This is a genomic window from Stieleria bergensis (genome assembly GCA_007745635.1).
Taxonomy (GTDB): Bacteria; Planctomycetota; Planctomycetia; order Pirellulales; family Pirellulaceae; genus Stieleria; species Stieleria bergensis.
In genome coordinates this window covers 4,573,350-4,585,775 of sequence record CP036272.1, presented here as the reverse complement: position 1 = coordinate 4,585,775, position 12,426 = coordinate 4,573,350, and the positions used below count along the sequence as shown (strand labels likewise).

Genomic DNA, 12,426 nt, shown 5'->3' with positions numbered 1-12,426 from the left:
GAGCAACTTGGTTTATTCACCTAAATAGGATGACGATCGATGGGAAATTCACTGAGTCAGTGGCCTGTGATTGCTAATTCGCTTTTGGCTCAATTTGAGCCGGCAGCAAAGAACGGCGAGAACGGGATCTGGCTTCTGATTGGCGTTGTGGTTTTGGTCGGCATGGCGTTGGTGTTTGTCGCCGTCTTTGCAAACTACTTCGGACTGTGGATTCAGGCGAAATTGACCGGGGCGAGCATCGGGTTCCTGGACTTGATTGGGATGTCGTTGCGAAAGGTGAACTCTCGGACGATTGTCCGCACTCAGATCATGGCGATGCAGGCCGGGCTTGATGATCCCGAAATCACCAGCTCGGCACTCGAAGCACATTACTTGGCCCAGGGCCATGTTCAGCAGGTCGTCCGCGCGGTGATTGCAGCGCGAAAGGCAAAGACCATTTCGTTGACCTTCCGTGAAGCGGCTGCCATCGACTTGGCCGGTCGCGATGTTTTAGAAGCGGTGACAACCAGTGTTTATCCCAAGGTCATTGATTGCCCGCCTCGCGGTTCCGTCAAGCCATCGCTGGATGCGGTCGCCAAAGATGGTATTCAGTTAAAAGTCCGTGCCCGAGTCACTGTGCGTGCGAACTTGCAACAGCTGATCGGTGGTGCAACCGAAGAAACCATTATCGCGCGAGTAGGTGAAGGGATCGTCAGTGCGATTGGTAGTGCAGAAAATCACGCGGCCGTGTTGGAAAACCCCGATGTGATCAGTAAGGCTGTGTTGGCTAAACGCTTGGACTCGCAGACTGCGTTTGAAATTGTTTCCATCGACATCGCCGACATTGACGTTGGAGCCAACATCGGTGCTCGTTTGATGGCCGATCAGGCAGAAGCCGACACGCAAGTTGCCCGGGCCAAAGCCGAAGGTAAGCGTGCTGCTGCAGCGGCCGAAGAAAAAGAGATGGATGCCAAAGTCCAGGACAGTCGCGCTAAATTGGTGCTGGCTCAGGCTGCTGTTCCAGAAGCCATGAGTGAAGCGTTTCGCACCGGTAAGTTACATATCTTGGATTACTACAAGCTGCAAAACGTCAGTGCGGACACCGAGATGCGTAAGTCGATTGCCGGGTCGGGATCGAGTACCGGTAAGTCAGGGGGTTAACTGACTGGTGATGGTGACACTGATTTGTTTGCGTTTACGGATGTGAGTTTAGCATGCCAGATGATCTTCAAGACTTCCTGCGGCGCGCCGCTCAAAAGCGAGCCGCAGGTCAAAAACAGCAGCGGCCAAGGAAGCAACCGCCTGCACAGCGTCGCCCGCCTGAGTACACCAGTGCGCGGACGGAGCGGCAGATCCGGGACATTGTTGATGCGGAAGAGATTGTTGAAGCGATTCCCGTTGCGGCCGTAGAGAGTGCCGTGGAGGTTGTCACTGCGACAGAAGTGCCGCCGACCTATGAAGAAATGACCGCCGATCGAGATCAGGCCTCAACTGCTGCAGCCCAAGATTTACGTGAGCTGTTCAATTCACCGCACGGCATTCGGCAAGCCTTCTTGATGCAAGAACTCTTCAACCGCCCCACCGATCGCTGGTAAAGCACCCCGATCGCTGTTCCCTCTCACGGTGTTGTCAGCAACACCCTCCCCCCAGCGGGAGTGTGAAGTCAACGGTTCTTTCAGCAATACCCTCCCGCTTGCGGGAGCGGCTGTGTTAGATGTCAAGCGTTTTGTGGATTTTCCCATGCTGTATTTGTTTTGACCATTGTGTTGAGTGTGATGAGGATTTTGCGCATGCATGCGGTAATAACGACCTTTGGAGGCTTGCCTTGTTCGGCCAGTCTCTTGGAAAAGGCTGCGATCGCTGGGTTGTATCGGCGAGCACTCAGTGCGGCCATGTAGAGCGCCGATCGCACTGATCCACGGCCTCCAAAAATCGAACGCTTGCCTCGCATCTGCCCGCTGTCCCGGTTGAACGGTGCTAGTCCAACGAGCGAGGCGATTTCCCGTCGGTTCAGGTCGCCAAGCTCTGGTAACTCTGCAATGATCGTTGCTGATGTCACATCGCCGATACCAGGCATCGTCCCAAGTAATTCGGCGCGATGCTTCCAGTCATCATCAGACTGCACAAGCTTTTGGATCTCACGATCAATCTCTTTGATGTCGTTGTTGATTGCATCGAGAACGCGCTGAATGCTCTTGCAAACCGCTCCGGACACGGCTTGTCCCTGTCGGTTCTTCTCGGCAGTTCTGGTGCCGATCAACTGTCTTCTTCGAGTCACAAGCTGATCCAATTCACCCTGCAATTGCTTGGTTTTGGCGACGGCTCGGGGCCTCGTCAATTTCCCAAACAGTGCGATGATGCGTGCGTCGATCTTGTCAGTCTTTGCCAATTGTCCAATCGCTTTGGCAAAGTCTCTCACTTGTCTTGGATTGACCACAGAGACAACATGGCCGGCTTCAACAAGTCGCACAGCGAGTGGACGTTCGTAGTTGCCAGTGGCCTCAATTACGATCAGGCAAGACTTCGCTTCTGGCAACAAATCCACTAGCTCATCAATTCCCTTTGGATCATTGGGAACGACAGTTGTCGTGGCTTGTTCATCAAACGCGAGATCAAGCTTGGCTTTTGAGACATCGATTCCGATAAAGTGTTGAAAACTCATCTTGGATGTATCCCTTCCTTGCAAATGCGAGCTCGAGAGCTTGTCTCGGCTCAGGCGGCTGTACGGGCTATTTACCAAAGGCCGACGACGATCCGGCTCCCGCACAGTGTCTGCGTTGCAGCACTCGAGGGTCAACGATCTGCCGTCGGCCGCAGTTGCTTTAGCCTCTTCGCTACGCTCAGAGGCTAAAGCAACTGCATCTGTAGTGTCCAACGAAACACCACTAGAATGTAACATACAAGGGTCGGCCGATTTGCGGCTGGTGGCGCGCTGAGGAATTTACAGAGTTGCAAGGCGGCGGCATTGATGATCTCAATGGCCGGCCGGGGAGGGTTTCGTTGTAGCCGCGAGCAGTTGGCAGTTGCCAACCACTTCACCCTCACCTCGCTGACGCTCGACTCTCCCGCCAGCGGGAGAGTTCAGTCAACGAATTTTCCATCAGCAACAACCTCCCGGTTTGCGGCTGGTGGCGCGCTGATGAGTGTGCCGAGTTGCAAGGCGGCGGCATTGGTGATCTCAATGGCCGGCCGGGGAGGGTTTCGTTGTGGCTGCCTGCGGGTTGGCGTTGCCAACCACTTCACCCTCACCTCGCCTAGGCTCGACTCTCCCGCCAGCGGGAGAGTTCAGTCAACGAATTTTCCATCAGCAACAACCTTCCGGTTGCGGTGACATTTGCTGCTTAGCTGCAGCCCATGCTGGCGCCACAGTTGTGGCAGAGATAGCAATTGCCGTTTCTCACCGTGATGCTGCCACAGTTATCGCAACTGGGAGCATCGGTTTGGAACCGAGCAAACTGATCTTGCCGGTTACTGTCCTTCTTGGCGGGCGAGCCATTGGCAGCACCATTGGTCAACGAAGACATGATCTCCGCTCGCTCTGCGGCAGCGATTCCAATGTCTTCGATCGGTGCTTCCGGTGCGATCAACTCCGGCCCGTTGCCGCTGTTGACCGGGTCACTCGCTGGAGCTGCCATGGCCACCGAGTTGTCGGCACTCATGAAGGTCAGCCCCAACCAGCGGGCGATATAATCGACAACACTCTTGGCAATGCGAATGTCTTTATTGCTGGTGTGGCCCATGGGTTCAAATCGGGTGTGACTGAACTTATTGACCAACACTTCCAAAGGCACTCCGTATTGCAGAGCGATCGACAACGCGGTGCCGAAGCTATCCATGATGCCGCCGACGGTCGAACCTTCTTTGGCCATCGTGATGAAGACTTCACCAGGACGTCCATCGGGGTATTGCCCGACGCACAGGTAACCTTCGTGACCAGCGATGGTGAATTTGTGCGTGATGCTGGTTCGCGTATCAGGCAACCGTTCACGGCGTGGCTTGTAAACGATCTTTTCAACCGTCTTGGTCACCACTGTTTCGGCTTCTGCTTTTTCGTCGCCTTCTGACTTGGTGTTCAGTGGTTGGGACTGTTTGCTGCCATCGCGATAGATCGCAATCGCTTTGAGTCCCAGTTCCCAACCCCAGTAATAGGCGTCGGCGATGTCGTCTGGCGTCACATCGCTAGGCATGTTGACCGTTTTGCTAATCGCCCCGGACAGGAAGGGCTGGGCGGCAGCCATCATAGAGATGTGAGCTCTCCAGGAAATGCTACGCACGCCATTGGCCGGAGTGAACGCACAGTCGAAGATCGACAGGTGCTCGGTCTTCAGACCGGGTGCGCCTTCGATGGTGTCATTCTGGTCGATGAACGCCAGAATGGATTCGATGTGCTGCTCTTCGTAGCCCAGTTGTCTCAATGCCGCTGCGACCGTCTGGTTGACAATCTTCAGCATCCCACCGCCGGCAAGCTGCTTGTACTTCACAAGTGCGATGTCGGGTTCGATGCCCGTGGTGTCACAATCCATCATGAAACTGATGGTGCCGGTGGGAGCCAAGACGGTTGCCTGAGCATTGCGGAACCCGTATCGAGCCCCGATGTCCAGGACATTGTCCCACAACTCTTGAGCGGCTTGCTTCAGTTCCGCGGGGCCTTCATCATTGATCTTGTCCGCTTCTTCGCGGTGCATCTGCATGACGTTCAGCATCGCCTTTTCGTTGTTGCTGTAACCGTCAAAGGGACCAACGACGCCGGCCATTTCCGCACTGGTGCGGTTTGCTTCACCGTGCAGCAACGCGGTCAACGATCCGCACAAGCCGCGAGCAGCGTTGGAGTCATAAGCTATGCCCTGTGACATGACCAGCGATCCCAGGTTGCTATAGCCCAGTCCCAAGGGACGGTAACGATGGCTGTTGCGAGCGATTGGCTCGGTTGGATAGCTGGCGTGGTCGACCAAGATTTCCTGGGCGATGAAGAACACACGAGCCGCAGCGCGGAATCGCTTGACGTCAAAACCACCGTCATCGGTGGCGAACTTCATCAAGTTGATGGATGCTAGGTTACAAGCCGTGTTGTCCAGGAACATGTATTCCGAACAAGGGTTCGAAGCGTTGATGTCGCCGCTGTTGGGGCAGGTGTGCCAGCGGTTGATCGTTGTGTCATACTGCACGCCGGGGTCACCACAGTGCCAAGCGCACTCGGCCATCTTGTTGAGCAACTCTTTGGCGTCGTAATCCGGTGGCGAGCCGTCCGATCGATCGGAGACCCAGCGTGTTTGCCAGCGGCCGCCATCGCGGACGGTTTCCATGAAATCGTCGGTCACGCGGACAGACAGGTTCGCATTTTGGAAACAAACGCTGCTGTACGCTTCACCGTTGAAGTTCGACTCGTAACCCTCACGGATCAGAGCATGGGCTTTCTTTTCTTCAGCCCATTTGCATTCAATGAATTCCAAGATATCTGGGTGCCAGATCTTCAGCGACTGCATCTTGGCAGCACGCCGCGTCTTACCGCCGCTCTTAATCACGCCGGCGATCGAGTCGTAAACTCGCATGAACGACAACGGCCCTGATGGCGTTCCACCACCGGACAAACGCTCGCGTGAACTACGAATGGTCGACAGGTCTGTCCCCGTTCCCGAGCCGAACTTGAACAACATCGCCTCGGCACATGCCAGACGCATGATGTCTTCCATGTTGTCATCGACCGCTTGAATAAAGCAGGCGCTGCCCTGAGGAAACTCGTAGGGATTCTCGGGCTGGAAGGTCTCCTCATCGGTGCGATCCCAAGCCCAATTGCACTTGGCTCCGGTCACGCCGTACTGATGACACAATCCAACGTTGAACCACACTGGGCTGTTGAACGCGCCATGTTGATGCAAGCACAACCAAGTGAGATCGCGATAGAAGTTTTCACCGTCTTCAGGGCTGTCAAAGTACCCATCGGCCAAACCCCAGTCCGCGATGGTACGCGTGACTCGGTGAATCAACTGACGCACCGAGCGCTCACGCTCGTCGTGGTTGCTGGGATCGCCATAGAAATACTTGCTGACCACCACGTTGGTCGCCAACTGACTCCAAGCGACAGGGACTTCGCAGTTGTTCTGTTCAAACAACGCTTTGCCGCTCTCGTCTTTGATCGCCGCCGAACGCAATTCCCACTGAGTGGTTGAGAAAGGCGTGTTGCCATCGGCCGGGCAGAAGGTTGGGCTGACTTTTAGCCCCGAACGATCGCCGCGAAGCGTCGTGCCAAATTTCTCGGTGGCGTATTCAACGCCATGTTGCTGGTTGACCTTTTCCAATGCTGCATCGCCGTCAGAGGAAGCAGCTGAGGCCGAGGGAAGAACTGAAGCCATCGACAAAAACTCCGTAAGTCGTCCGTGTGACCAAACAAACTAGCACTCCTAAGTTGTGGACCAAGCTTGACAACGCAGTTCCATTGCCCGCGCTCGTTTCTGCCTAACTGCCGCCGGCTAAAAAACGAGACGCTTGTGCATGCGTTCGATTGGCTACAACAAACGTTTCTTCGAAACCCCGCACGAAGAAAACAAAATGGCTAGTGGATTGATCGTCTGTATAGAACTGAATGAGACACCAAATGACCCCCAAACGGGCCGGTCGCATATAGAATAGATCCCCACTGGAATCCATTCCATCAACGCCGCCCTGGCAGCATCTGACCTCGTTTTCCGCCACGTTGGCGTTCAACTTGCAGCAGTTCTATCAGTTTTGATAGCACTACCGGTAGTGATGTTTTTGAGAGCAGATACTAAATGTGGGTGATGGGCAGAATCATAAAGATTGGCTGGCAACTGTCAAACTGTTTTCTCGATTTTACCTAAATACCTCAAGTCAAACGACTTACGGCAGCGTCCATGAATCGCCCCCCTGGCCTCGCTCGCCGCTTGAATTGACGTAAGCCGTTGCCACGTTAAGGGTTAGTAAAGATTGGCCTACCATTTCAGCCAGGACAACAAAACGCGACCCGGCAAAAACTTTTCTGTTTTCTCACCGCAAGCTCGGAATCGATTCCGCTAAGCACCCTGAAGGGGCAACTCAGGTAAACTGGTCTATCCGTAGGGATCACCGCTGGCAATTCAATGATTCGGTTAGACCGTGCCATGATCAGCAACTGCCAGCAGACTGAATGCTGGACTATAATCCGGCACTGACGCAACCTGGCGTCCTGAGAGGGGCCTATTGAATCGGGCCCACCCCATTTGGCCCGACCATTTGGCCTGCCCCTACGTAAAGGCACCCCACAGAGAGGCACATAGATGACCCCAGAGGGCAAGACGATCACCGAACGCACTGGCGACTTGATCATCGAAGAATCGTTCCTGGAAGTCCGAGCCAAGCTGCTGGAAGTCGCAGCGACGCTGGATCGCATCGATCGCGCCAGCAACGAAACGCAGCTCAGCGAATCAGCCAATGAGCAGCGAGCGCTGTTGCAGCAAGCCATTGAGATCGTCCGGTCTTCCTCTTCAGAACGCGCCACAGAGCTACAGCACTTGTTCTCACGCGAATACAAATCCGATTGGCGTCAGACCTTTGGCCTGTAATCACACCAGGCAACGGCTTGGCACGCAGCCGCGCGGACTCAACGGGGCACCACCGTTTTGAACGCCAAACTGAGCTCTGGCCGTGGTCGTCTCGGTGGCAGCGATCGGTGATCCGCTGGCGAACCGATCGCCCCAGCCGCATTGGTGCCAGATTCGTCCCTGCCATCTCACCCCAACAGCACTTTCAACTTAGCGTTTCCCATGGACTACATCGATCCACACATCCACATGGTTTCACGAACCACCGATGACTACGCCACGCTAGCGCGGATGGGTTGTGTCGCGATGAGTGAGCCAGCCTTCTGGGCGGGCTACGACCGCGGCAGTGTGGATGGCTTTCGGGACTACTTTCGCCAGCTGACCGACACCGAGCCGAAACGAGCGGCACAGTACGGCATCCAGCACTTCACCTGGCTGTGCATCAACGCCAAAGAAGCTGAAAACGTCGCGCTTTCACGGGAAGTGATTGCGATGATTCCGGAATTCCTGGACTGTCCCAACGTGCTGGGGATCGGCGAAATCGGGTTGAACAAGAACACGCCCAACGAAGCCACGATCTTTTTAGAGCACGTGGACTTGGCGATGAAGTTCGAGCAGTTGATCCTGATTCACACACCTCACCTAGAAGACAAGTACCAAGGCACGCGAATGATCTTGGACATGTTGTGCGGTGACTCGCGGGTCACGCCGGATCGCGTGCTCGTTGACCATGTTGAAGAACACACGATTCGCGAAGTCTTGGATCGTGGCTTTTGGGCAGGCATGACGCTTTACCCGGTGACAAAGTGCACTCCAGAGCGGGCGGTGGACATGATCGAACAAACTGGCGGCGAGCGATTACTCGCTAACTCAGCTGGCGACTGGGGGCCCAGCAAGCCGACCGCGGTTCCGGATCTGATCTTTGAAATGCGGCGTCGTGGGCTACCGGAGTCATTGATTCGCAAGGTCGTCTATGACAACCCGATCGAATTCTTCTCGAAGAGCAAGCAGTTCACGTTCCAGCGGCGAGCTTAGGCGTCTTGCGACCCTCACCATCTGGCGTGCAGCGGCGAGTGCCGTCACCGGCGTGTTTGGCTCTGCCACGATGGGTGAACCATGCGCGAGACCGACCGTTGCGATGACTGCCCGCGTCATTTGGACTGAGAATCAACCGTGAAAGAAAATCCAAAAGGAAACGCATTTGGAACCTTTGGCGGTGTCTTCACGCCCTGTGCGCTGACGATTCTAGGCGTCATCATGTTCCTGCGTTTCGGCTATGTCGTGGGCAACGCTGGGATTCGTAACGCTTTGCTGATCGTGATCATCAGTAAAGTGATCACGACACTGACGACACTGTCGCTTTCAGCCATCGCAACCAATACACGGGTCAGAGGCGGTGGTGCCTATTACTTGATCAGTCGCAGCCTTGGCCCAGAGTTTGGTGGCGCGATTGGCTTGGTGTTCTTTGCTGCCCAAGCCTTGTCGGTGGCGATGTACGTGATTGGTTTTACCGAAGTGATGCTGCAGTTTCTGCCCGCAGACACTTCGCCAGCCTTGGTCGCAACGATCACCAACTTGGCGGTCGCCGGCTGTGTTTATCTCGGTGCTGGCTGGGCGATCAAAGTGCAGTTCGTGATCCTGGCGTCGGTGGTGCTTTCGCTCGTCGCCTTTTTTACCGGCGCGATCCCAGCGAGCTCCTGGCAGCTTCTTACCGACAACTGGGCGCCGGGATACCAATCCGGGTCGTCCTTCTGGCTGATCTTTGCGATTTTCTTTCCCGCCGTGACAGGGATCATGGCCGGCGCCAACATGTCCGGTGATTTACGCAAACCGGAAGTCGCGATTCCCAACGGCACACTACTGGCCGTCTTGGCGACGTTGATCATCTATGTCGCGATGGCGATTATGCTGGGTGCCAGTGCAACGCGCGAGCAATTGATCAGCAACAATCTGGTCGTCAGCGAAATTTCAGCCTCAGAAGCATTGATCACCTTGGGCGTCTTTGCGGCAACCTTATCGAGTGCCATTGGCAGCATGATGGGCGCACCGCGGATCCTGCAATCGCTGGCCGCCGACGAGGTGTTTGACCGCTTGAAGTACTTTGGCGTTGCCGATCAAGATGGCGAGCCGAGACGGGCGATTATCGCGACAGCTTTGATCGCGCAAGCAGGCATGTTGGCCGCGGACCTCAACAGCATCGCGCCGCTGATCACCATGGCTTTTCTATTAACGTATGGCCTACTGAACTTGGCCACGTTCTATGAAACAATCACCAAGAACCCTAGCTACCGACCGACGTTTCGCTTTAGCAATCTCTACACCAGTGCATTGGGGACACTCGGCTGTGCTGCAGTGATGTTACTGATTGACTGGCAGTGGGCGATTCTGGCAGCCTGTCTGCTAAGCGGCCTGTACTACTATTTGCTCAAGCTAAACCTGCAAGCGCAGTGGGGAGACCTCAATAGTGGCCTGCTGTTTGAACGAACGCGGCGCAACTTGATGAAACTGGAAGACGGCTTGTTCCACCCCAAGAACTGGAGGCCCTTTGTGCTGGCGCTCTCGGGAACCGCTTTCTCGCGTCCCCATTTGGTCATTTTTGGCAACTGGCTGACGCAGGAATCCGGCATGCTGCTGCTGGGGCAAGTGGTTCCGGGTGACCTGGAAGACCAATCCGAGCGGCTGATCAATCAGGAAAAGATCCTCCATACGCTGATCAAAGACCATTCGTTGCAAGCGTTTCCTGCCGTCCTGATCGCGAATGACTACACTGCCGGCGTCCAGGCTTTGGTCCAGTGCCAGGGACTGGGGAGAGTCCGTCCCAATATCGTGCTGATGGGCTGTCCGCTGTCACAGGATCGGATGGCCGTGTTCTGCCCCCTGCTGCGAGGGCTGGCCAAATTGCAGCGCAGCATTGTCATCTTGCGACAGACCGATAACCCGGAACTTGACGGAATGCCACCAGAAGGCACCATTGATGTCTGGTGGCGCGGGCGAGCCAACGGCGAATTGATGGTTCTGCTGGCACATTTAATGTTGACACATCCCTCCTGGCGAGGCCGTGAATTACGATTACTGAGAGTGATTCAGAACGAATCCGCCGCTGAAGAAGTTCAGCAACACCTGAATCAGTTGCTCAGCGCTGCTCGTCTAAACGGTCATGTTCAGGCGGTAGCCTCAGCTGACCCCATCAAGACCATTCACCAAACCAGCCGCGACGCAGCCTTTGTGATCCTGGGTTTTGCCATTCCTCAACCGGAAGATGACGCAGAATTCTTGACGCGGATTGAAACCCTGGTCGGCTCGCTGCCTCGCGTGGCCATGGTCTGTAGCGCCGGTGAAATGAACTTAGAAAGCTAATCGCCTGGCCTGTTGGCACGCCTCGTTAACGAACCACTGACCAATCCCGATCATCAAGGAACCTCCCATCCATGGCTAGTGTTTTTCAAGACTCTGCAATTGCCAGCGGTTTGGTCACCGAGCGACAACTGCGGACCGTTATTGAAAGACTTCAGTCGGATGACGATCCGTCGGTGGCGGCAACACTGATCAAAAGCGGCTTGATTACCGAATACCAAGCCAAACAGTTACACGCCGGACGCACCAAACTGACCCTCGGCCCCTACCTGATCACGGACTTCATCGGTGAAGGCGGCATGGGGCAGGTTTTCAAAGGCGTGCACGATGTGATGGGACGTGAGTGCGCGGTCAAAGTGCTGCCGCGTGAAAAGTCCACCGAAGTCTCGCGCAAGTCATTCAAACGCGAGATTCGATTGCAAGCCGGTTTGGACTGCCCCTATGTTGTTCGTGCCTACGATGCCGGACAAGATGGCAAAGTGCATTACCTGGTGACCGAATATGTGCCTGGTACCGACCTGCGCAAACTCATTCGCAGCCATGGCGCTCTGAGCATGCAAGACGCCGCCTTGGTGATCTCTCAAGCCGCTCGTGGTTTGCAGTACGCCCATGATCTTGGCTTGATCCATCGCGACGTCAAACCGGGTAACATCCTGGTTACCCCCGAAGGGCATGCAAAGGTGTCAGACATCGGTTTGGCGACATGGAGCATGGGCCTGGATGATGATCCTCGAGCGGGCAAGGTGGTCGGCACCGCTGATTACCTGTCTCCCGAGCAGATCAATGACCCTGGCAGCATCGAAACGACCAGTGACATCTATTCCTTGGGCTGCACCCTGTATTACGCTGTGACTGGCAAAGTGCCGTTCCCCGGTGGCGATACCAAAAGCAAATGCAAACGCCACCGCGAACAGACTCCCTGGCATCCACGCAAGTTCGCCTCGGACATTAGCGAGGACTTTGTTGACATCATCGCGGATATGATGGAGAAAGATCCTAGTCGGCGCATCTCCACCGCCCTTGAGGTTGCCGAACGACTGGAACCCTGGTGCACGACCAGTTTTGAAGTCGATCGCCCCATTGATCGCCAAGCCTGGACCGCGCCGCCGATTGACGCCAGCTCTGGCGAACCCTGGCCGGGTGAATCACGCGAGCTCAGCTCTTCTGGCCAACACCCTTCGACACCGGGGGCGGTCCCCGGGGACAGCCACAGTGGAGGCTACAGCGATGGGAACAGCGGTCTGGTCCCGCCGCCGTTGCCCAGCGAAGCGGTGGATCCATCGATGTGGCGACGGACGGAGTTCCCCGTCGCCTTTGCATTTGGCGTCGTCATGGGAATCTTAATCGGCATCTTCGCCGTCCTGATCATCCAACGGATGTAGCTGCAAGCTGAACGCCAAAACCGCTGATCGCAAGGTAGGTTGCCGTGCTTGCACGCACCAGAAAAACGTGGCCACGCCAACTGCAAGCAGTCACAGCGAAGCCCTCCCCGGCCGGCCATTGAGACAACCAATTCCCCGGCTTGCAAATCGGCACACTCATCGGCGCGCCACCAGGT

8 protein-coding genes are annotated in these 12,426 nt (G+C 55.7%); 6 read left to right on the top strand and 2 right to left on the bottom strand.

Annotation, left to right across the window (positions count from 1 at the left end):
• The first annotated feature begins 39 nt into the window (after nt 1–39).
• Nucleotides 40–1,140 (top strand): flotillin-like protein FloA, encoded by a 1,101-nt coding sequence (floA, locus tag SV7mr_RS16255; RefSeq protein WP_145274405.1) that lies wholly within the window; start codon nt 40–42, stop codon nt 1,138–1,140.
• Between the two features lie 53 nt (nt 1,141–1,193).
• A complete protein-coding gene (locus SV7mr_RS16250; RefSeq protein ID WP_145274402.1) occupies nt 1,194–1,574 on the top strand; it encodes a hypothetical protein in 381 nt (126 codons plus the stop codon).
• A 122-nt stretch (nt 1,575–1,696) separates the two neighbouring features.
• On the opposite strand, the gene SV7mr_RS16245 is transcribed toward SV7mr_RS16250, so the two are convergent.
• Nucleotides 1,697–2,641, bottom strand: a complete 945-nt coding sequence (locus SV7mr_RS16245; RefSeq protein WP_145274399.1) for an IS110 family RNA-guided transposase — start codon at nt 2,639–2,641, stop codon at nt 1,697–1,699.
• 679 nt (nt 2,642–3,320) lie between these two features.
• A complete protein-coding gene (locus tag SV7mr_RS16240) occupies nt 3,321–6,329 on the bottom strand; it encodes a vitamin B12-dependent ribonucleotide reductase (protein ID WP_145274396.1) in 3,009 nt (1,002 codons plus the stop codon).
• Nucleotides 6,330–7,250: 921 nt separating this feature from the next.
• On the opposite strand from SV7mr_RS16240, the gene SV7mr_RS16235 reads away from it, so the two are divergent.
• The 4 genes from SV7mr_RS16235 to SV7mr_RS16220 all read left to right on the top strand — a co-directional run bounded on the left by SV7mr_RS16235 (nt 7,251) and on the right by SV7mr_RS16220 (nt 12,250).
• A complete protein-coding gene (locus SV7mr_RS16235; RefSeq protein ID WP_419187475.1) occupies nt 7,251–7,535 on the top strand; it encodes a hypothetical protein in 285 nt (94 codons plus the stop codon).
• Between the two features lie 201 nt (nt 7,536–7,736).
• Nucleotides 7,737–8,549, top strand: a complete 813-nt coding sequence (locus SV7mr_RS16230) for a TatD family hydrolase (protein ID WP_145274393.1) — start codon at nt 7,737–7,739, stop codon at nt 8,547–8,549.
• Nucleotides 8,550–8,687: 138 nt separating this feature from the next.
• Nucleotides 8,688–10,871 carry an amino acid permease gene (locus SV7mr_RS16225; protein WP_419187474.1) on the top strand — a complete coding sequence of 728 codons (2,184 nt, stop codon included), beginning with the start codon at nt 8,688–8,690 and terminating at the stop codon, nt 10,869–10,871.
• A gap of 71 nt (nt 10,872–10,942) precedes the next feature.
• On the top strand, nt 10,943–12,250 hold the full coding sequence (locus tag SV7mr_RS16220; RefSeq protein ID WP_145274390.1) for a serine/threonine protein kinase: 1,308 nt from the start codon (nt 10,943–10,945) through the stop codon (nt 12,248–12,250).
• Nucleotides 12,251–12,426: the final 176 nt, after the last annotated feature.

Coding starts and splice junctions, on each gene's coding strand:
- floA (WP_145274405.1), top strand. CDS start 40: ATGGGAAATTCACTGAGTCAGTGGCCTGTGATTGCTAATTCGCTTTTG.
- SV7mr_RS16250 (WP_145274402.1), top strand. CDS start 1,194: ATGCCAGATGATCTTCAAGACTTCCTGCGGCGCGCCGCTCAAAAGCGA.
- SV7mr_RS16245 (WP_145274399.1), bottom strand. CDS start 2,641: ATGAGTTTTCAACACTTTATCGGAATCGATGTCTCAAAAGCCAAGCTT.
- SV7mr_RS16235 (WP_419187475.1), top strand. CDS start 7,251: ATGACCCCAGAGGGCAAGACGATCACCGAACGCACTGGCGACTTGATC.
- SV7mr_RS16230 (WP_145274393.1), top strand. CDS start 7,737: ATGGACTACATCGATCCACACATCCACATGGTTTCACGAACCACCGAT.
- SV7mr_RS16240 (WP_145274396.1), bottom strand. CDS start 6,329: ATGGCTTCAGTTCTTCCCTCGGCCTCAGCTGCTTCCTCTGACGGCGAT.
- SV7mr_RS16220 (WP_145274390.1), top strand. CDS start 10,943: ATGGCTAGTGTTTTTCAAGACTCTGCAATTGCCAGCGGTTTGGTCACC.